Origin of the sequence: Methylosinus sp. H3A, assembly GCF_015709455.1 — a bacterium.
GTDB lineage: Bacteria > Pseudomonadota > Alphaproteobacteria > Rhizobiales > Beijerinckiaceae > Methylosinus.
Map to the genome: position 1 here is coordinate 4,234,964 of NZ_JADNQW010000005.1, position 20,520 is coordinate 4,255,483.

Sequence of the window (20,520 nt, forward strand, 5' to 3'; positions counted from 1 at the left end):
CTTCCCATGGCCCCGCGCGGATTTTTTGAAGCTGCGCTCGGCCTCAGCCGGCGGAAGCGCTGGGGAGCTCGCTGTCGAGCTCTTGCGCCGGCTCGGCCAGAGCCGGCTCGGCCGCGGGGCGGCGCGTCGGCAGACGGTGAACCGTCGCCGTCTCGTGATCGTCGTCGCGCTCCATCCGCGCCAGATCCTGCCGAACCATCCACACGAACAGCGCGAAAGCGATCGCCGAAGCGGCCCCGACCGTCACGTCCAGAACCGTGAAGCGCCAAAGACGCGCCTCCACCACCTGCGGGCCCAGCCAATAGGCGAAAAGGCTCCAGGACGCCACCAATATGCGAAACTCCGTCGCGCCCATGCCGCCATAAGACAGGCGATGCACCCCCGCCGTCGCCACGCGCAGATAAGTGTAGGAGCTCATCAGAAGATAGAGCGACAGCACGAACAGCGCCGACGGCAGAGTGAAATAGGGCGAGACCCCGAGCCCCACCACGATCAGGCTCTGCGCGATCAGATCGCTCGAATGATCGAGAAGAAATCCGTAGCGCGGACGCTCGATCCCGCGATGGCGGGCCAGCGTCCCGTCCAGCGAATCGCCGAACCAGTTCAGGAACAGGCCGGCGACCACCGCCCATAGAAACCACGCCGACCAATGGGTCAGCGCGAAGCCGGCGGCCGTCGCCGCCGCCCCCGCCAACCCCACGGCGGTCAAATGATCCGGCGTCGTCCAGGCGGGAAGTCGAGGCGCCAACGCCTGCAGCACGCGCCGCTCGCCAGTCGCCAACAGGCTCGTATTCAATCGGTTCGCCAAGAAACCCCCTCGAAAACCTAGCCGGGTGTCGCAGCCCTGCGCGAATGAGACCAGCGCGCCCGGGCCGCGACATCTTTTGCATCGCAATATCGTCGACCGTCAGCTTGCCCGCGCGACGCCCTTGCGTCAACCGCTATCGCCGCCTCTAGGTCGGAATTCAGAGCTTTGCGCGCAACCCCATCAGGTCAACCGCCGATCACGTCACGGCTCACTTCACCGCCATGCCGACCGCCGCGCCCTGGATCGCCGGCTGCGTCAGCATGGAGATCAGCTGGAACGCCTTGCCCACCTCGGTCAGCGGCGCGTTGGAGACGAACAATATGTCCTTGTCCCGCATCGCGAATCTCCGCGCCGTGAACAAAGCCGCAGGATTGCGCATGTCGAGATGATAGGCCACCGGAACCAGCCGCTGCGCCGCCAGCAGCGGCGACACAGTCGGATAATCCGCGATCACCGCCGATTGCTCGTAGCGCAGCACGAACAGCCCGCCCGGATCGGCCCGCTGATCGGTGAGGCCGCCGGCCTTGCCGATCGCCTCCTCCAAAGTGATTCCCCGCGCATCGAAGGGCACCACGGCGTTCGCCCCCGTCGCGCCCGCCACTGTGAAGGTCTGCGGCGTGCGCTCCACCGTCAGCACATCGCCGGGGCGCACGAAAATATTCTCGCGCGGATTGGCGAGCAGCGCCTGGATCGGCGCGCGCGCGGTGCGGTCGCCGCGCGTCAGGCTGATGAAGGTCTCGTGAACCGGCGAGCGAAAGCCGCCGGCCTGGGCGATCACATCCATCACGCGGTCGCCGCGCAGCGTCAGCGGCACGCGCGCGCCTTGCGTCACCTCGCCGGTCACCGTCGCCGTATTGCTGATGTTGCGCGACACATTGACCAGCGCCTGCGGCTCGATCGCCTTGCCGCGCAGGCGCTCGACGATGACCGCCTCCACATCCTGCTGCGTGCGGCCGGCCACCTGGATGCGCCCGGCGTAGGGCACGGTCACCGAGCCGTCGCGCCCGACCGTCTGATCCGGTATCGCCGCCGAGCGCGAGCCGGGACTGCCGCGGTCCATCGCCGGCGAGGAGAACAGGCCGCCGGAGGCCGCCTCCCATAGAGTGATCTGCAGCGTGTCGCCGACGCCGATCGGCTGCGTGGCCGGCGGACGATAATCGCCGAAGGAGCCGCGCAGGCCCGGCGCCCCTCGCTTGGCCAGCGCCGCCGTCACTTGCGCGTCGATCTCGACGAGGGCGAAAGGCGTCTCCGGCTGCGATTCGGTCGGCGTGCCGGCGCTCATCACCGCATCGCCGGAAGGACCGCTGCCCGGAAGAAGGCTGCAGCCCGAAAGCAGGGCCGCGACCGCGCAAACACCGAAAATACGAAGTGTCTTCAAAACCACGCCGCCCCCGACCAATGCTCCGAGCCGCTCCCGGAGCTTCGCCGCGCGCCCAAATGACCCCGTCTCTTTGGCGAAGACAAGGCCTGCCGTGCGGCGACCGCTCTTTATCTCGCCCCTGTGACCCGCGCGCTACAGCCTGTGGTCAATGAATTTCGGCGTCGCCCGCGGATTGCAACCAATCGATGGTCTCCGCAAATCCGCGCGCCAAAGGCACGGCCGGCCGCCAGCCGGTCGCGCGCTGGATTCGAGAGATGTCGGCTTCCAGATGCATGATCTGGTCCGGTCGGTAGGGCGTGCGTCCGAAGCCCGGCTCGATTCCCGGCGCCACCAGATCGCGCAGCATCAAAACCGCGTCGCGCAGCGCGATGGGCTCGCCCGACCCGATGTTGAAGACGCCGCTCGCATCGCTGTCGAGCAGCGCGACGAGCGCCGCCGCGGCGTCGCCGACATGGGTGAACTCCCAAATCTGCTCGCAAGCGGTGAGATCGGGCGAGCGTCCCGCCGCGAAGGCGCGGATGAGCGAGGGCACGAGCCAGGGCCGCGCCTCGCCGGGTCCATAGAGAGAAAAGACGCGCCCCCAGGCGGCGCGCAGGCCGCGCTCCGCCGCGATGGTGAGCAGCGCCCGACCGGCCGCCAGCTTGGAGACGCCGTAGAGCGTGGTCGGCTCGGTCGGCGCGTCTTCGCCGACGCGGCCGGACAGGAGGCCATATTCGGCCTGCGAGCCGACGCCGATCGCAATGCGCGCGCCGGCCTCGGCGGCGGCGTCGACGAGCCGCCCGGTCGCGACGATATTGTCGAGCTGGCCGAGGTCGTTGCGGTCCGCGCCGGCGACGCCGCGCCAACCGCAATGGATGATCGCCTCCGGCGCGAAACGCGTGAGGGCTGCTCGATAGCTCTCGGGCGCGAAGAGATCGCCGGATATTATGTGAAGCCGTGCGGCGAGAGGCGCGAGCCGCGTCGCCGCGATCTCGCCGCGCAGCAGAACGGCGCATTCGTTACCCGCTTCGACGAGCCGCCGCGTCGTCTCCGCTCCGAGGAATCCCGATCCGCCTGTGAGAAAAACGCGCAAGGGGTCAGGCCCGGCCGACGCCGCGCGCATCGCTCCGCGCCTCGACCAGCGCGCGCGCCCGCGCGGCGATCGCCGCCGGATCGAGCCCGGCGCGCCGGCGCAATGTCTCGGTGTCGCCGACGAGGCTCGGGAAAACCTGCGGCGCGACGAGATCGACGAAGGCCTCGCCGCGCCCGCGCGCGAGCAGCGTCTCCATGATCCCGACCGACAGCGGATTGCCGCGATAGCCCTCGAAGACGGCGACGACAGGCGCGCCGGTCAAACATGCGGCGAAGGCCTCGACCGGGAAAGGCTGCGGGATCGGCACGCTGACGACCGAGGCCTCGACCCCCTCCGCCGCCAAAATCTCCGCGGCGGCGAGACATTGCGTCACCGAGCCGCCGCTCGCGGCCAAAATCACATCCGCCCCGCGACGCGCCTCGAAGGCGGCCGTCTGCGGCGAGAAGATCGGCGCGCCATAGGCCGCGCCGCTCTCGCGGGCGATGCGGAAATAGGCCGGCCGCGGATCGTCGAGCAGCGCCGCGTAACAGCGGTCGAGCTCCGCCGCATTGCCCGGATTGGCGACGACGAGATCGGGCAGCGCGGCCAGGATCGAGGCGTCCTCGAGCGCATGATGGGACGGCCCCAGCGTCCCATAGGAGAAGCCCGCGCCGACGCCGATCAGCCGCACGGCGCGACGCTGATAGCAAAGATCGTTGCGAATCTGCTCGAAGCAGCGCGCGCTCATGAAGGGCGCGATGGAATAGGCGAAAGGCCGAAAGCCGCTGGCCGCGAGCGAGGCGGCGACGGAGACCATATTGGCCTCGGCGACGCCCATATTGACGAAGCGCTCGCCGAGCGCCTGCTCGAGCGGCTCGACGAAAGAAAAGCCGAGATCCCCGGTCAGGAAGACGATCGACGGATCGACGCTGGCGTCCGCCTCTATCAGCTCTATGATCCGCTTGCGCATCAGGCGAGCTCCAGATCGGCGGCGAGCGCGGGCTTATAATGCGAGGCCACGGTGTTCTCTATGCGGGCGACGCCCTTGCCCTTCACCGTATGGGCGAGGATCGCGCGCGGGCGCCCGCGCGAGGGACGCTCCAGAGCCGCGACGAGCGCCGCCCAATCGTGCCCGTCGAGCTCGATCGTCTCGAATCCGAAACTGCGCCATTTGTCGCCGAAGGGCTCGAGATCGATGACCTCTTTCGTCGGCGCCAGCGATTGAATGTGGTTGTAGTCGACGATGGCGGTGAGCGAGGCGAGCTTGCGCGCGCCGGCGAAAAGCGCCGCCTCCCAGGTCGAGCCCTCGTCGCATTCGCCGTCCGAGAGAATGCAGAAGACGCGATGATCGCGCCCGCGCAGCCTTTGACCGAGCGCGAAGCCCGACGCCAGCGACAGGCCATGGCCGAGCGAGCCGCTGGTGGCGTCGATCGCCGGCGCGGCGTCGGTGAGGCCGACATGCCCCCAGAGCGGCGTGCCATTTTGCAGATAGGCGTCGAGCAGAGCCGGATCGACGAGCGCAAATTGCTCGAGGGCCGCATAATAGGCCATTGCCGCGTGGCCCTTGGAGAGAATGACGCGGTCGCGCTCCGCCGCGCGGGCCGTCGCCGGACGAAGATCGGAGACCGCGAGCACGGCGTCGAGAATTTCGACGACGCCGAGCGAAGAGCCGAGATGCGCCGAATTGGCCTTATAGGACATGGAGATAACGCGCCGCCGCGCCGCCGCGCAACGCGCCGCCGCCTCGATGTCGCGCGATTGGAGCGAACCCTTCGGCCCGTCGGCCGAGCCTGCTCTCGCCATCGGTCATGTCCTCGCCATTTTCGCAGGCACTATGCCTTTCGAAAGGTTAACGCTTGGCTTAAGGCCTGGTCGGCGCACCCGCGTTTCGCTCGGGCTTGCGCGCCGGCGAGGATGTGAGGCAATATAAAACAAGAACGCTGTCCATGGGATGGACGGCCGATCGCGCGGAGGCAACAGCGGAGTGCGTCGCACATGAAGACCGCCGATCATAAGTCGGGGCATCATCAGAGCTTTCTGGCTCCGGCCGAACAAAGGCTCGTGCGCGCGATCATCAGCGAGCTGCCGGAATCGGTCACGCCTCTGCAACTCACGCGCATCGGTCTCTTCGGCGCGCTCGTCGCCGCCGTGGCGCTCGTCGGCTGCCGCTGGTCGGCGCTGTGGATGCCGATGATCCCGCTCGGCGTCTTCCTCAATTGGTTCGGCGCGGCGCTTGACGGCCCTCTCGCGCTGCATCGCCAGACCGCCAATCCCCGGCTCGGCCTCGTCGAGCACACCTATGATCTCTTCTCGCAGATATTGATCATCGTCGCCTTCGGCCTCTCGCCGTTCTTGTCGATCGAGTCGGCTTTCATCGTCCTGATCTGCTATCTGCTCTTCTCCGCCTATACTTATATTCGGGCGATCGCCCGCCATGTGCAGCAGATGGCCTATATCGGCCTCGGCGCGACCGAATTCCGCATTCTCATGGTGATCTGGCCCTTCGCCGCCCACGCCATGGGAATCGACGAGACGGTCGACGCCGGCGTATCGCGGCTCGACGCCGCGATCATGATACTGGCCGCTTTCGCCATAGCCGGCCTCGTGATCAAGGCGCTCTCCGACGCCCGTCGGGTCGCCGTGGACGAGAACGGCCAGGGCGTCTGATCCCCGCCCCCACCCCGCCGCGCGCTCTTCTCCTGGAATTTGCTTCGATCCGCCTCGCCTCCGGCCGCGAACGTCGCTATGGACGCCCGCGGGAGAGAGAGGACAATACTTCCCGTCCAAGGCATGATTCGCGTCCGCCTCGGAAGCATCCGCTCCGCCGGCGAGGAGGATGCAAATAGAATTTGTCAGGGCGGCAGAGACGGGAAAGACGGACCAAGATGAAACTCGACAGGAGAAGCGCGGCTTTGGTCGCGGGCGCCGCGCTGGTCGCCGCGGCAGGCGTATTCGCTCTGAGCCGAGCCGGCTTTTTCTCGGCGCCTGACCTCGCCTCGCTCTGGTCCTGGTCTCTCGACAATTGGGAGACGACCGGCGTCGGCGCATCCGGCGAGGCTGTTCGCGTCGCGCATGAGCCCCTCGCTCTGGCGCGCAATCTCGCGCTCATCTCCCTCTCCTTCGTCGGCGTTCTGCTGGGGACGCCGCGCGTCGTCGAAATCGTCACGCGCACGAGCCGCGCCGGCGCCACGGGAGAGGCGCCGGAGGATCTCGTCAAGACGCGTCGGCTGATCGACGGCGAGCTCGGCACGATCCTCTCGCTCGTGCGCGCGCATCTCGAGAGCAACAAAACCTATTCCGCGGCTCTGATGAAAGGCCATAGGGAGCTCGCTGCGACGACGAGCCCGGACCAGATCCGCGCGGCCATCGTCCTGCTGATCGCCGAAAATCAGAAAATGCTGCGCGAGACGGAGCAACATCAGCGTCGTCTCGAGGAATCGCAGCGGCAGATCACCGAATTGCGCGCCGAGCTCGCCGAGACGCAGGAGCTCAATGTCCGCGACTCGCTCACGCAAGTGTTCACGCGTCGCTATTTCGACGAGACGCTGGCGCGTGAGGCGAAAGCTGCGTCCGCGACCGAACGCGCCTTGAGCCTCATCATGGCCGACATCGATAATTTCAAGAAGATCAACGACGGCCATGGCCATTTGATCGGCGACGAAGTGCTGAAGAATTTCGCCAAGACGATGTCGAAACATGTCGAGGACAAGGACACGGTCGCACGCTTTGGCGGCGAGGAATTCGCGATCATCCTGCCTTCCGTCTCCTTCGCGGAGGCGAAAGCGACAGCCGAGCGCATTCGCGCCGAATTCGAGAACAAGAAATGGGCGATCAAGGGCGGCGCGCCGATCGGGCGCATCACCGCCTCCTTCGGCGTCGCCCAGCTCGCGCCGCTCGAGAGCGCCGAGAGCCTGCTGCAACGCGCCGACGCCAAGCTCTATGTGTCCAAGTCGCGCGGACGCAACCTCGTCAGCGTCGACGCAGATTTGGCACCCCGTTGAATATTTCGACCAATCTGATAGATTTATCCGGCGTGGCGCGCGAGGCGCTTTTTCCTGATCGAAGGCGACGAGCATGGAGGCGAGCCGTTCCGGCGCTCCGGCCGATGGCGCGGCGACGATCGCCGAGCTCTATTTTCTGAAGCCGACCGACATCAAGCCGGTCTCCTATACATTCGAGCCGCCGCCGGGCGCGCCCCGGCAGAGCGGCGAATATGAGCCGTTGCCGACGCGGATCGCCGACGCCCGCCTCATCGCAGCCGGGGCTTCGATCGATCGCGAGGGCTTCGAGCTCGTCGAGGCGCCGACGCTCGTCGAGGATTTCTGGAACGAAGAACAGATGCGCGCGGTCTATTATCCGGAGACCGAGCGCCTGCTGAAACAAACGCTGCGCGCGCGCGACGTCCATATTTTCGACCATACGCTGCGCCGGCGCGCGCTTCCCGGCCCGCTGAGCTTCCGGCGCTCGGTCGAAGCCTTGCCGCGCGAACCCGTCGGCCGCACCCATGTCGACCAGACGTTGGACTCCGGCCCCCGGCGTCTGCGCGAAATTTTGGGGGAGGCGGCCGAGCGCTTTTCGCGCCGGCGTTTCGCCATCATCAATGTCTGGCGACCTTTGTTCGGCCCGGTGGAGGACGCCCCGCTCGCCGTCTGCGACGCGCGCAGCGTCGCGGCGCGCGACCTCGTCGCTTGCGATCTCATCTTCCGCGACCGCCGGGGCGAAACCTATGCGCTCGCCTATTCGCCCGAGCAGCGCTGGTTCTATTATCCGCGCATGCGGCGCGGCGAGGTCTTGCTGCTCAAATGCTATGATTCGCGCGCGGATGTGGCGCGTTTTTCGCCTCACACGGCCTTCGACGATCCGGCGACGCCCAAGGACGCCCGCCCGCGGGAGAGCATAGAGCTGCGCTGCTTCGTCGCTTTCGACGACTGACCGCGTCGCGGCCCCGCCGCGGCCGACACGCGAGGAAAAAGATGAACGACATTCCCTATCGCACCGCGCTCGTCGTCGGCGCCGGCCCTGGCGTCGGCGCCTCGCTGGCGCGGCGCTTTTCCGCCGCCGGATTGACGGTCGGCGTCGTCGCGCGCGACGCGCAGCGGCTCGGCGCCATCGCGGCCGAGACCGGAGCCGAGGGCTTTTCCGCCGACGCGACCGACCCCGCCTCGGTCGAACGACTGTTTGCGGCGGCCGAGGCGAAGCTCGGCGAGATCGACGTCGTCATCTATAATGTCGGCGCGCGCATTCGCGGGCCGCTCGCCGAGCTCGATCCGGAGGCGGTGCGGCAGGCGATCGACCTCAACGCCTTCGGCGGCTTTCTGGTCGCGCGGGAGGCGGCCAAGCGCTTCGTTCCGCGCGGACGCGGCGCGCTCTTCTTCACCGGCGCCACATCGAGCCTGAAGGCCTATGCGCTCTCGGCCCCCTTCGCCATGGGCAAATTCGCGCTGCGCGCTCTCGCCCAGAGCGCAGCGCGCGAATTGGGCCCCAAAGGCGTGCATGTCGCGCATGTCGTCATCGATGGGGTGATCCGCGACACCGGCCGCGCCGACCCCACCGACGCCACGCTCGAGCCCGACGCCATCGCCGACGCTTATCTCGATCTACTGCGCCAAAAGCGCAGCGCCTGGTCCTTCGAGGTCGAGCTTCGGCCGTGGTCAGAGAGATTTTGACAAAAGCTGAATCTGCAGAGCGACAAAATGTCGCAAATCGGACCAAGCCGTGTTACGGTGCGCCGTCGACCCTGGGCGAGCGCCCGCGAGGAGCGGCCGCTCGTCCCCATAACGACGAATAATGGGGAAAGCGCTCATGAACACGATTACGGCTATCCTATCGATCGTCGCGACCTGCGCCGCCGTCACTGCCGCGATCACCGCTTTCGCGAATATGTGACCTGAAGCGTTCGTCTGGGGGCCTGCGAGCGTTTGTTCCAACGCAGCCCGCCGTGCCCGTCCTCGCCGACGCAGAGAGCGCCGGCGAGGCGTTGGGTCTCGTGGAAAATCCCGTTCACAGCTTCGCTCTCACCAAGGAATGAGCGAACCGTCGAAATTCCAGAATCTGCCGGTTTCGACCAGGGTCAAACCGTCGAGGACATTTTTCAGACCTCGAGCGCTCTCTTTCGGATCGAGGTCCGCCATGGGGCCGCCCATATCGGTCCGCACCCAACCAGGATGGAGCGAGGCGACCGCTATGCCGTCGGCGGCGAGATCGGTCGCCAGGCACTGGGCTACTTTGTTCACCGCCGCTTTCGAAGCCCGATAGGCGATATGATCGGATTTGGCGTAGCCCAGAGAACCCATCTGACTGCTGATGATCGCGACTTTCGCGCTTTGCGCGCGACGTAGATTGCCCGACAAGGCCTGCGTCACCCGCAACGGGCCCAGCGTGTTGACGTTCAATGTCTCTAGGAAGCCCGAAAAGTCCATGTCTTCGCTCGATTGGCGCTCGGGTCCGATAACGCCGGCGTTGTTGACGAGCAGATCGACGCCCGCCCCTCCCAACGCCTCGGCGAAGCGCGTCACTGAACCGTCGTCGCTCACATCGAGCCGCAATTTCTTTCCCGGCGCAGGGCCAGCGCTTTCCGGATTGCGGACGCCGAGGATCAGATCGGCGCCTTCCGCGGCGTAGAGGCGCGCGAGCTCCAGCCCGATGCCGCGATTTGCCCCGGTGATCACCACGGTCGTCATTCCCGCTCCTCTCGCGAAATCGATTTCAGTCGAACTTCAGCGGCCGAAGCGCCGCGCCTCAAGGAATCTCGTCCACATCCGCGAGCCAAGCGCTCGGGCTCGAATCGCTCGGCGCGCGCCAGTCGCCGCGCGGCGACAGCGAGCCGCCGGAGCTGACCTTCGGCCCATTGGGCAGAGCCGAGCGCTTGAATTGGCTCGAGGCGAAGAAACGCCGCGCGAAAACGCCGAGCCAATGCTTGATTTCTTCTATGTCATAGGCGCGGCGCTTTTCCGCCGGAATATCCGCGGGCCAGCGTCCGGCCTCGGCGTCGCTCCAAGCGTGAAAGGCCAGAAACGCCGTCTTCGACGGCGCGAACCCATAGCGCGTCGTGTAGAACAGGTTGAAATCCTGCAGCGCATAGGGGCCGACGACATCTTCCGTGCGCTGGACGTTTTCGCCCGGCACCAGCTCCGGCGAAATCTCCGTGTCGAGAATGTCGCGCAGCACGGCGACCGTGTCGGCGCCGAAATGCGCGTCGCGGGCGCACCAGCGGATGAGATGCTGGATCAGCGTCTTCGGCACCGAGGCGTTGACATTGTAATGCGACATTTGATCGCCGACGCCATAGGTACACCAGCCGAGCGCCAACTCCGAGAGATCGCCCGTGCCCAGCACCAGCGCCTCATGGCGATTGGCGAGGCGGAACAAGAGCGAGGTGCGCGCGCCGGCCTGCACATTCTCATATGTCGTGTCATAGACCGGCTCGCCGCGCGCGGCGGGATGACCGATATCCTCCAGCATTTGCCGGCAGGCGGCCGTCACATCGATCTCCTGCGCGGAAACCCCCAGCGCGCGCATAAGCCGCCAGGCGTTGGCCTTGGTGCGGTCGGTGGTGGCGAAGGCCGGCAGCGTATAGGCGAGAATATTCTCGCGCGGCAGGCCGAGCGCGTCGAAGGCGGTGACGGCGACGAGCAGCGCATGGGTCGAATCGAGCCCGCCCGAGACGCCGATGACGAGACGCTGGAACTTCGCCGCCGCGAGCCGCTGCCGCAGCCCGTGCGATTGGATGTTGAAGGCCTCGAAGCAGAGTTCGGCGAGCCGGGCCTCGTCGTCCGGGACGAAGGGAAAGCGCGCGACCTCGCGCAGCAGGCCCAAATTCTTGTCCCGCGGCGCGTGCAGCTCGAAGGCGATGCGGCGAAAGCTCGTCGCGTCGGCTTCTATATCGGCGCAATCGCCGAAAGTGACCTGACGCATGCGCTCGGCCGTGAGCCGGCCGATGTCTATATCGGCGAGAATGAGCTGCGGCTCGTCGGCGAAACGCGCGGCCTTGGCGAGAAGCGCGCCATTCTCATGGATCATCGCCTCGCCGTCCCAGGCGAGATCGGTGGTCGATTCCCCCTGCCCCGCAGCCGAGTAGAGATAGGCGGAAAGGCAGCGCGCCGAATGAGCGGCGCAGAGCGTCGCGCGATAATCGGATTTGCCGACGATGGCGTTGCTCGCCGAGAGATTGAGCAGCACCGTCGCGCCGGCGAGCGCCGCCCGCGTCGAGGGCGGGATCGGAACCCAGACGTCCTCGCAAATTTCCGTATGGATCACGAGGCCGGGAAAATCGCTCGCCTCCAGCAGCACATCGGAGCCGAAGGGCGCGGTCTGGCCGGCGATCTCCATCTCCTCGCCGACGATGAAGGCGCCGGAGGCGAAATGGCGCTTCTCGTAGAATTCCCGATAATTGGGGAGATAAATCTTGGGGATCACGGCGAGGATCTCGCCGCGCCGCAGGATCAGCGCGCAATTATAGAGCCGCCCGCGCCAGCGCAGCGGCGCGCCCACCGCGATCAGCGGATGCAGCGCGCGGCTCGCCTCCAGCAATTCCCCGATCGCCGATTCGACAGCGTCGAGCAGCGCCGTCTGATGCAGCAGATCGTCGATCGCATAGGAGCTCAATCCGAGCTCGGGAAACAGAACGAGCGAAACGCCTTTCGCATCCGCTTCGCGGGCCATTTCGATCGTGCGCGCGACATTGAAGGCCGGATCGGCGACGCGCGTGCGCGGGCCGGCCACGGCGACGCGGACGAAGCCATGCGAGTGGAGCGAGAAGAACGGATGCGTCATGCGCCGATTATAGGGCCATGCGAGCCGCAGCGTGAAGGAGCCGCGGCCGGCCTATTTCACTGACGCTATTTCGCCCAGGCGTCCAGCGCGTCGGCGAAGACGCGCTCGCCTCCGGGGCCCTTCTCCAGCGAGATCGTCGCCGCGCGGCCGTCCTCTAGCTGCATGGGCAGGTCGAGCACCATGGGCGCGCGCAACAGCACGACATTGCGCGCCTCGCGATTGCCGCGCAGAAGGCCGATGAGGAAGGCGTTCTCGGTGATCGGCACGGGAACGCCGGCGACCTGCTCGCCCGACTGCGCCTCCGGCCGGCGCATCTGGATCGGCGCGATCGCCTTGATCGCTTTGAGCTCGTTCCCCTGGGCGAGGTGGAAGAACACATTCACCGTATGCGAGGCCGAAAGCGTCGGGTCGAGATTCTTCTGGATGACGAGCGTCGCTTTGAGCTTGGCGGTCGGGAAGTCGATCTCGGCGTGGATCGCGGGGGAAATCGGCTGTCCGGCCCCCGCCGGCATGCTGTCGAGCCGCCAGACCACGGTTCCCTGATAGGTCTTGACCTTGGACGCCTCCTCGGGCGCGGCGACCCAGAGCTCCGCCTTTTGAGCGACGGCGACCGCCTGGCTCTTGGGCTCTGGCGCGGAGCGCGAGGGCTGAGCGTCGCTATCGCCGCCGATGCGGTCGACAAGCTTCCCGCCCTCGCCGCTCTCTACCGCGGAGGGCTCGGGCTGCAGCTTGGCGAGATCCTCCGGCCGCTCGCGGAATTGGAGCGCCAGAACGGCGACGAACGCCACGACCGCGGCGAGCACGCCGCCGATCACGATCACACGGCGGGAGACGCTCGCGGGCTCGGGCAGAGGCGGCAGAGGCGCCGGAGGCCGCTGCGGCTGCGCCGGCGCGTCCTCGACCGGAGTCGTCCTCTCGGGGGCAGAGGCAGGATGGAACTTTTCGGCCTGCGGCTCGGAAGCGACGGGCTCGGAGGCGACAGATTCGGCGCTTTTCGGCGGCTCTCGCTTCTCGGGCTCGAGCGGGCGCTTCTCTGCCGAGTCTCCGGGAGCGGGCGCGGCGTCCCGGCCCGTCTGCTCGCGGACGATCTCGAGCTCGAGGCGCGCTATGGCCTCGTCCAGAGCGTGGCCCTCGGCCTCTATATCCTCCTCGGCGACGGGAGGCTGAATGCTGCGAAGCTGGTTGAACAGCGCCTTGCGGGCTCGTTCATAAACCGCTTGCCGCGACTCCGGCGCGGATTGCGGTAGAGCGGCGACCGCGCGAGCGAGCAGCGAATAATAGTCGGCCATGGAGCTTCTAAGACCACCTCGGGCGATTCCCGTCAATCCTCGAAAGGATTGCGCACGAGAATCGTGTCGTCGCGCTCGGGGCTGGTGGAGAGAAGCGCGACCGGAGCGCCGATCAACTCCTCGATGCGGCGCACATATTTGATCGCCTGGGCGGGGAGATCGGCCCAGGAGCGGGCGCCCCCGGTCGTTCCCTTCCACCCTTCTATCGTCTCATAGACGGGCACGACCCGCGCCTGCGCCGATTGCGAAGCCGGCAGACGATCGATACGGACGCCGTCCAAGAGATAATGCGTGCAGACTTCTATCGTCTCCAAGCCGTCGAGAATATCGAGCTTGGTCAAGGCGATGCCGTCTATCCCGGAGGTCTTCACGGCCTGGCGCGTCAGCACGGCGTCGAACCAGCCGCAGCGTCGCCGGCGGCCGGTGTTGGTGCCGAATTCATGGCCGCGGTCGCCGATCAGCGTGCCGATCTCGTCATGCAGCTCGGTCGGAAAAGGGCCGCCGCCGACGCGCGTCGTATAGGCTTTGGCGATGCCGAGCACATAGCCGATCGCGCCCGGGCCGAGGCCGGAGCCGCTCGCAGCCGAGGCCGAGACCGTGTTGGAGGAGGTCACGTAAGGATAAGTGCCATGGTCGACGTCGAGCAGCACGCCCTGCGCGCCCTCGAACAAAATGCGCTTGCCGGCGCGACGCAGATCCTCGAGCAGCTCCCAGACCGCGTCCATGTAAGGCAGAACCTGTGGCGCGACATCGAGCAGTTCCTGCCGCACGGCGGCGGCCTCGATCTCGGGCAGGCCGAGCCCGCGCCGCAGCGGATTGTGATGGGCGAGCAGGCGCGTGATCTTCTCATCCAGAGTGTCCGGCTCGGCGAGGTCCATCAGACGGACGGAGCGGCGGCCGACCTTGTCCTCGTAAGCGGGGCCGATGCCGCGCTTGGTGGTGCCGATCTTCACGCCATTGCCGGCCGCCTCCTCGCGATAGGCGTCGAGCTCGCGATGCAGCGAGAGGATGAGCGGGGCGTTTTCGGCGATCTTGAAATTCTCGGGGCCGATCTCGACGCCCTGCTCGCGCAGCCGCTCGATCTCGCCGACGAGAAAATGCGGATCGACGACGACGCCATTGCCGATGACCGAGAGCTTGCCCGGCCGCACTATGCCCGAGGGCAGCAGCGCGAGCTTATAGGTCACGCCGTTGATGACGAGCGTATGGCCGGCGTTGTGGCCGCCCTGAAAGCGCACCACCACATCGGCCTCGAGCGAGAGCCAATCGACGATCTTGCCCTTGCCTTCGTCGCCCCATTGGGCGCCGACCACGACCACATTCGCCATGGCGCTTCAGTCTGCTTTCTCGCGTGGGCCAAGCAAAAGCCCCGGCGCGTAACGCCGGGGCTCGTTACCGCAGTCGTTTAGCCCAAATTGTCGGAAGCGTCAAAGGCAAGTCGGGCGGGCAAGTCGGGCGGGCAGATCGGGCGAGCAGGTCGGGCCGAGAGGCGACCTATGAGCTCGAACGGGTCAGGAGGTGAAGACGAGATACATCATGACCCCGAACAACACGACCGCGACGATTTCGACGGTTCGGTTCAAAGTCTTCATAATCAGCTCGAATGAGACGGCGTTCATGGCGCAATTCCTGCGAAGCGTCGAGATCGGCCCCGCTTCTGCGAGCATAGTCGCGCCACGCGCATTGCATGATTGTTGTCTGCGCGTGAATGTTTCGTAATGGAGCGCCAACGAAAAGCCCCGGCGCGTGACGCCGGGGCTCGAATGATCCAGCAGTCAAAGGCGATCGATCTCGCGCCTTGGAGCCAGCGGCTCCTCGCCTGCGATCGTCGTGCGGGTCATCAATCTCCCGCTCTCCGGGTCATAGGGCGTCACGCGATGCATCACGCCGGTATTGTCCCAGATCAGCAAATCGCCGACTTGCCACTCGTGCCGATAGACGAAACGCGGCTGCGTCGCCCATTCGGTCAATTCGCGCAGGAGCAGCCGGCTCTCATCCGTGTCGGCCCCTTCGACATGCGAGGCCGTGCAGCCCAGCACCAGAGATTTGCGCCCCGATCTATGGGTCCAGACCAAGGGATGGGTTTTGGGCGCGTGGGCGCGCCAACGGCGCAGATCTTCGTAAGACGGCGTCGGATCGACGAGCCATTGCGCCATCTCGACGCTGTGGACGATTTGAAGGTCGGCGACCGCGGTCTTCACCGTCTCCGGCAGCTCCTCGAAGGCGACATAGCTGTTGCAGAATTCGGTCTGGCCGCCTGTCGGCGACAGTTTCTTCGCATTGAGGATCGACGCACGCGTCAGCACATCGTCGGTCGCGCCGTCTATGTGCCAATGGAAGGAGCCCTTCAGATAATCCGCGGCGGCGGCGCTCACCGCTCTGTCGAGCGTGATCCGCAATAGGCCGTCGTCGCCCTGCGGCAGCAGCTCGCCGATGGTTCGGGTGAAGGCGCGCTGCTGCGCGTCATCGAGATGGAGCCCGCGAAAGACGAGGACGCCGCGTCGCTCCAGAAGGTCGCGGATCTCTGGCGCATGACGTCCGCTCATCAGAGCGGCGACGTCGATCTCGATCATAGAGCCGATGCGCGGCGTCAGATCGAAAACATCGAGCTTCGTTTCGGCCGGGGTCGAATTCATGGGATGTGGCTCCGAGCGTCGGCGGGTCAGAAGGTCGTCGGATCGGCGAGCTGCGCGAGCAACGCTTCGGCGCCGTTCTCTATGCCCGCGCGCGCGGCGGAGAGCGCGCCTATGCTCGCCGGAATGTCGATCGGGCTCGGATAATGCTTGGCGACATGCGCGGCGAGCAGCCGGCGCGTCGAAGCGTCCTCGATCTCGACCGCATAGGTCGCCGAGCCGGTGAGCAGCCCCTCCCCGCCCCGCACCGTCTGCACGCCATTGTAGAGACCGCCGGCGAGATCGAAGCGCGACAGCGTGCTCGCGACCGGCGTGCTGGCCGCGGCGCCGGTCAGAGTCAGCTTCAAGCGCAGCACGCCCGGCCCGGGGACGCTCGTCACGGCATAGCGGCCTGCGAGCTTCTCGGCGAATTGGCGCTGCATGAAATCGGCGAGAGACGCCTTGTCGGCCTCCGACATATCCCCGAACTGATGGTCCGGGCCGCGATAAATCTTCACCGGATCGATGATCAGCCTCGTGTAGCTGCGCCAATCCGTGCGCGCCGAATAGCGATAACGGACATGCCGCTCGTCGTCTCTCCGATTGGGCTCGAGATAGGGCGCGGAGGCGATCCCGGAATAGACGACCGGCTCCACGCTCGAGCAGGCCGCCGCGGACAGGCAGAAGGTCAAGACGACCGGCCAGGCGACCTTGTGGGATTGCAACATTGTTGTCTCCTCGTCCGAGGCCGGACTCGCGGTCCCTCGACCTCTCTGGACGCAGGATTATCACCTGAGATACAAACCGTCTAGATGGTTTGTTTTTAAGTGCCGATGCAGCCCTATGAGTTTTACCTATTTATTTCAATATCTTGCTAGTCAGACGACGTAGACGAGGCCGGGGAGCCTCCGGATTTTTCCGTCAAGGCGGCCCAACGGCCCTCGTCGAGCAGCCGGTCGAACAGGCGCTCGCGCTCATCCTCGCCGAGCGGACACAAGCCGAGCAGCGCGCTCACCGCCAATCCTCGCGCCGCCGCCCAACGCAGCAAGGCCAAATCCTGATCCTTGGCCTCGGCCTTGATCGCCTCGAGCGCCACGCCATCGCTCTCGCGCGTGATCGAGAGGAGGCTCGGCTCCTGCGCGACGGCGCCGAAGATCGCGAATGCGACGGAATGCGGCTCGACGAGGGTTTCGCGCAGCGTCGCGATCTGCGCGGCGAGATGGGGCTCGGCCTGCCCGGCGCCATGCTCGGCCATATAGGCGCGCGAAAAATCCGCGAAATATTCGATCTGATGCTCGAGCAGAGCTTTCAGCACCGCTTCTTTCGTGCGGAATTGATGCATCAGCCCGCCCTTGCTGACGCCGCTCTCGCGGGCGATCGCGTCCAGCGTCAAGCGCCCCGGCCCATCACGCGCGATGATCGCCAGCGCGGCCTGAATGACCGCCTTGCGGGTTCGTTGCGACCTCGACGCGTTGTCCATGTCCCCTCGCGTGATCTGCGCCCGGCCCCATGGGAGAGGCGCTCACACTCATATAGTCGGGGATGCGCGAAACTTCACGGAAAACACCGCCCGAAAGCCGCGAGCAGCCGCGGGTCGCCGCGCAGCTTTATCTTGAAGGTGAGAAGCGCCCAGACCAGGCTCGTCTCCTTACGTAGGAAGCGAAGCCAAGCCTCGGCGTCCGCCGAGACGCTGAGATCGGCCTTGCCGACCAAACCTTCGTCGACGCTCAGCCTGCCCTCGGCGATGGCGACGGTGAGTTGCTTGCGCTCGGCTCCGCTGAAGGCGAAGTGATAGACGGCATGCAGCTCGCCCGCGCGCTTTTTCTGGAAGCGCAGCGACAGCCCGCGCGCAAAGGACGCGATCGAGACAGCGCGCATGCCATTGGCGACGCGCTTCACGCTCTTGTGCGGGAAACGGCGCTTCACATAATCCTCGGCGTCCGACTCCGGCGTCACATAGATCGTTTCCAGCTTCTTCTGCAGCGGATCGACGACGCTCTGCAAAAATCCCTTGCGATCGTCGCGATAGGCGCCGATCACATCCTCCCCCGCCGGACACACGGCGAGGCAATAGGCCGCTTTGTAATTGGGTCCATAGGCGAGACTCTGCCACATGGAGACGCTCTCGGCGTCGGTGACTTTCTCGCGATAGGAGACCGCCGTTTTGGCGTCGGCGATCGTCTCCACCCAATCCATGAAGCCGCCCATGAATTCTCGATAATTATGCGTGTAGCAGGCGGGAAGGTCGAAGGCGCCGTCGGGCGCGATCGCGCCGGTCGGGCATGCGGCCACGCAGAGCTTGCAGGAGAGGCAGGGATTATAGTCGAGCGGACGCGAATAGGACTCGAGCTCGACATCGACGACCACCGTGCCCAGCAAAATGAAATTGCCGAATTTCGGATGGATGACGTTGCGATGTATGCCCATTTTCCCGAGCCCGGCCGCGACGGCGACAGGCTTGTGCGAGACGACCCACATTTTTCCGGGCCAGCGCGTCGCCTCCATCGGAAAGGCCATGGAGGGATAGGCGGCGCGAACGCCCAAATCCTCGAGCATTCGCGAGAGGCGATGCGCGACGGCGTCCGTCTCGTCGCCGACGCGATGAAACTCCACATTGGCGGCGGATCGCGCCGGGCTGCGGATGTTCTCGCGATTCATCTTCATGACAAAGGAGACGAGGCTCTTCGCAAAAGGGAAGGCCGCGAGAATCTCCTCGCGCTCGAAAGCGATAACCGGATCGTCGATCGAGACGAAACCGACATCGTCGGCTCCGGCGGCGAGCGCCATTTCGCGTAACCGCCGCGCTTCGAAAACCGACGCCGGCGTCATCGGCGAACGGACCATCGAGAGGATTTCGTGAGCATCGGCAGACATGTGCATATACCCCTTTCTGCGCATGATTTTGCGCATGCAGGACGCGCGCAAACGTCACTCTTCCTGAACGGCCACGGCAAGCGCGCGCAATTCACCGACGAGACGCGCCAATCGTTCGGCGCCGAATTTCTCTTCCGCCCGCGTCTGCGCCGCGCGCCAGAGCGGCAGCGCTTTCGCCAGAGTCGCGCGGCCCTGTTTCGTCAGAGTCACCTCGCGGGTGCGGCGATCCTCGCCCGTCTTCACACGCAAGAGCCCACGCTTCTCCATCACCGCGAGATTGCGCGCGAGCGCGCTGCGGTCCAGCACGAAAATCTCGGCCAGCTTGCTGACCGTCCATCCTTCCGCGAGCGAACAGGCGACGAGCAGCGAATATTGCGTCGGCTCGAGATCGAGCCCACCGAGACTCTCCGCATAGAGCTTGCCGATCGCACGCGCCGCGCGGCGCACATTGGCCACGGCGCAGCTCTGCGCGCAGGCTCTGACTTCGGCCGGATCAGGCTCGCTCATGAGAAAGATGTATGTGCCTCTATTGCGCCGACGTCAAGCGCCAGAGCTGGATCGCTTCGCAATGCTGCGATTTTTCACGCCACCACTGTCAGCCGCCGCGCGGCGCGGGTGACGCCAGTGTAGAGCCAGCGCGCGCGATGCTCGCGAAAGGCGAAGGATTCGTCGAACAAAGCGACATCGTCCCATTGCGAGCCCTGCGCCTTATGCACGGTGAGGCAATAGCCGAAATCGAACTCATCCGTATCCTTGCGCTGCGCAAAGGGAATCTCGGCGTCGCCTCCTTCGAAGAACTGCGGCAGCACGCCGACGCGCTGGAATTTTCCCGCCGTCTCCTCCGGCTCGACCAGCAGGCGCACCTTGCCGCGCCGCAGAGCGCCGGCGCTCTTCACCTTGAACAGCGCGCCATTGAGCAGGCCCTTCTTGCGATTATTGCGCAGGCAGACAAGCTTCTCGCCCGATTGCGGCAGCGTGCCGACAAAACCACGCAGCTGCCGCAGCCGATTATTATAGGCGCGGCGCGTGCGATTGAGGCCGACGAGCACCTGATCGGCGTTGGTGATGAGCGCGGGATCGAGCGCGTCGCGCCGCACCACTTGCGTCTCGCCATAGACGCCGTAATCGAGCCGCCCGCCCTCGCGAATGATCATGGAGAGGCGCACGATCGGATTATCCGCGGCCTGCCGATGCACTTCCGTCAGCATCACATCGGGCTCCGATTCGGTGAAATAGCCGCCGCCCTTCACCGGCGGCAATTGCGCCGGATCGCCGAGCACCAGCACCTTCTTGCCGAAGGAGAGCAGATCGCGGCCCAATTCCTCGTCGACCATGGAGCATTCGTCGATGATGATGAGCTTGGCTTTCGCCGCGTCGCTGTCCTCGTTCAGCTCGAAGGCGGGCTCCTCGGTCTCCGTATCGGTGGCGCGATAGATGAGGCTGTGAATGGTGCGCGCATCCTTGCACCCCTTGGAGCGCATCACCAACGCCGCCTTGCCGGTGAAAGCGCCGAAGGCGACGTCGCCGTCGACGCTCTCGGCGATATGTTGCGCAAGCGTCGATTTGCCCGTGCCGGCATAGCCGAACAGACGAAACAGCTGCGCGCGGCCGTCCTTCAGCCATGCGGCGACGGCCGAGAGCGCGCGCTCTTGTTCATTGGACCAGACGGGCATGGGAAATTTTTCGACTCGATCGATTGTATCGCGGCCAGGATGGCGGAAGCGGCGGAGCGC

General features: G+C 65.9%; 19 protein-coding genes. 4 read left to right on the plus strand and 15 right to left on the minus strand.

Annotation, left to right across the window (positions count from 1 at the left end; genetic code table 11):
* Positions 1–43: 43 nt before the first annotated feature.
* The 5 genes from IY145_RS22585 to IY145_RS22605 form a co-directional block, all read right to left on the minus strand.
* Positions 44–808, minus strand: a complete 765-nt coding sequence (locus IY145_RS22585; RefSeq protein ID WP_246722154.1) for a CDP-alcohol phosphatidyltransferase family protein — start codon at positions 806–808, stop codon at positions 44–46.
* A 208-nt stretch (positions 809–1,016) separates the two neighbouring features.
* Positions 1,017–2,090: a polysaccharide biosynthesis/export family protein gene (locus IY145_RS22590; protein WP_246722155.1), complete on the minus strand. Its 1,074-nt coding sequence runs from the start codon at positions 2,088–2,090 to the stop codon at positions 1,017–1,019.
* Positions 2,091–2,334: 244 nt separating this feature from the next.
* On the minus strand, positions 2,335–3,291 hold the full coding sequence (locus IY145_RS22595) for an NAD(P)-dependent oxidoreductase (protein ID WP_246722156.1): 957 nt from the start codon (positions 3,289–3,291) through the stop codon (positions 2,335–2,337).
* Positions 3,266–4,210, minus strand: a complete 945-nt coding sequence (locus IY145_RS22600; protein WP_196410253.1) for a transketolase family protein — start codon at positions 4,208–4,210, stop codon at positions 3,266–3,268. Before IY145_RS22600 ends, IY145_RS22595 begins: the two co-directional genes overlap by 26 nt.
* The gene (locus IY145_RS22605) at positions 4,210–5,043 is read right to left on the minus strand and encodes a transketolase (protein ID WP_246722157.1); all 834 of its coding nucleotides are present in this window, start codon (positions 5,041–5,043) and stop codon (positions 4,210–4,212) included. Before IY145_RS22605 ends, IY145_RS22600 begins: the two co-directional genes overlap by 1 nt.
* Before the next feature lie 192 nt (positions 5,044–5,235).
* Here IY145_RS22605 and IY145_RS22610 point away from each other — a divergent pair, with 192 nt between their 5' ends.
* The 4 genes from IY145_RS22610 to IY145_RS22625 all read left to right on the plus strand — a co-directional run bounded on the left by IY145_RS22610 (position 5,236) and on the right by IY145_RS22625 (position 8,906).
* Complete coding sequence (locus tag IY145_RS22610) at positions 5,236–5,907, plus strand: CDP-alcohol phosphatidyltransferase (RefSeq protein ID WP_196410254.1); 672 nt, start codon at positions 5,236–5,238, stop codon at positions 5,905–5,907.
* Between the two features lie 245 nt (positions 5,908–6,152).
* Entirely contained in the window at positions 6,153–7,241 is a 1,089-nt protein-coding gene (locus IY145_RS22615) for a GGDEF domain-containing protein (protein WP_196410681.1), read from the plus strand.
* 73 nt (positions 7,242–7,314) lie between these two features.
* Positions 7,315–8,172, plus strand: a complete 858-nt coding sequence (locus IY145_RS22620; RefSeq protein ID WP_196410255.1) for a CmcJ/NvfI family oxidoreductase — start codon at positions 7,315–7,317, stop codon at positions 8,170–8,172.
* Positions 8,173–8,213: 41 nt separating this feature from the next.
* Positions 8,214–8,906: an SDR family NAD(P)-dependent oxidoreductase gene (locus IY145_RS22625; protein WP_196410256.1), complete on the plus strand. Its 693-nt coding sequence runs from the start codon at positions 8,214–8,216 to the stop codon at positions 8,904–8,906.
* 348 nt (positions 8,907–9,254) lie between these two features.
* On the opposite strand, the gene IY145_RS22630 is transcribed toward IY145_RS22625, so the two are convergent.
* From IY145_RS22630 to IY145_RS22675, 10 genes are all read right to left on the minus strand, one after another.
* Complete coding sequence (locus tag IY145_RS22630; RefSeq protein WP_196410257.1) at positions 9,255–9,920, minus strand: SDR family oxidoreductase; 666 nt, start codon at positions 9,918–9,920, stop codon at positions 9,255–9,257.
* A gap of 58 nt (positions 9,921–9,978) precedes the next feature.
* Positions 9,979–12,012, minus strand: a complete 2,034-nt coding sequence (locus IY145_RS22635) for an NAD(+) synthase (RefSeq protein ID WP_196410258.1) — start codon at positions 12,010–12,012, stop codon at positions 9,979–9,981.
* 65 nt (positions 12,013–12,077) lie between these two features.
* Positions 12,078–13,301 carry a hypothetical protein gene (locus tag IY145_RS22640; protein ID WP_196410259.1) on the minus strand — a complete coding sequence of 408 codons (1,224 nt, stop codon included), beginning with the start codon at positions 13,299–13,301 and terminating at the stop codon, positions 12,078–12,080.
* Between the two features lie 32 nt (positions 13,302–13,333).
* On the minus strand, positions 13,334–14,629 hold the full coding sequence (locus IY145_RS22645) for an adenylosuccinate synthase (RefSeq protein WP_196410260.1): 1,296 nt from the start codon (positions 14,627–14,629) through the stop codon (positions 13,334–13,336).
* Between the two features lie 447 nt (positions 14,630–15,076).
* Complete coding sequence (locus IY145_RS22650) at positions 15,077–15,937, minus strand: TauD/TfdA family dioxygenase (protein WP_196410261.1); 861 nt, start codon at positions 15,935–15,937, stop codon at positions 15,077–15,079.
* Between the two features lie 26 nt (positions 15,938–15,963).
* Positions 15,964–16,641: a DUF3313 domain-containing protein gene (locus IY145_RS22655; RefSeq protein ID WP_196410262.1), complete on the minus strand. Its 678-nt coding sequence runs from the start codon at positions 16,639–16,641 to the stop codon at positions 15,964–15,966.
* A gap of 146 nt (positions 16,642–16,787) precedes the next feature.
* Positions 16,788–17,393: a TetR/AcrR family transcriptional regulator gene (locus tag IY145_RS22660; RefSeq protein ID WP_196410263.1), complete on the minus strand. Its 606-nt coding sequence runs from the start codon at positions 17,391–17,393 to the stop codon at positions 16,788–16,790.
* A 74-nt stretch (positions 17,394–17,467) separates the two neighbouring features.
* The gene (locus tag IY145_RS22665) at positions 17,468–18,757 is read right to left on the minus strand and encodes an SCP2 sterol-binding domain-containing protein (protein ID WP_246722158.1); all 1,290 of its coding nucleotides are present in this window, start codon (positions 18,755–18,757) and stop codon (positions 17,468–17,470) included.
* A gap of 84 nt (positions 18,758–18,841) precedes the next feature.
* Positions 18,842–19,294 carry a MarR family winged helix-turn-helix transcriptional regulator gene (locus tag IY145_RS22670; RefSeq protein WP_196410265.1) on the minus strand — a complete coding sequence of 151 codons (453 nt, stop codon included), beginning with the start codon at positions 19,292–19,294 and terminating at the stop codon, positions 18,842–18,844.
* Between the two features lie 74 nt (positions 19,295–19,368).
* Positions 19,369–20,460: an ATP-dependent RecD-like DNA helicase gene (locus IY145_RS22675; RefSeq protein WP_196410266.1), complete on the minus strand. Its 1,092-nt coding sequence runs from the start codon at positions 20,458–20,460 to the stop codon at positions 19,369–19,371.
* Positions 20,461–20,520 lie beyond the last annotated feature (60 nt).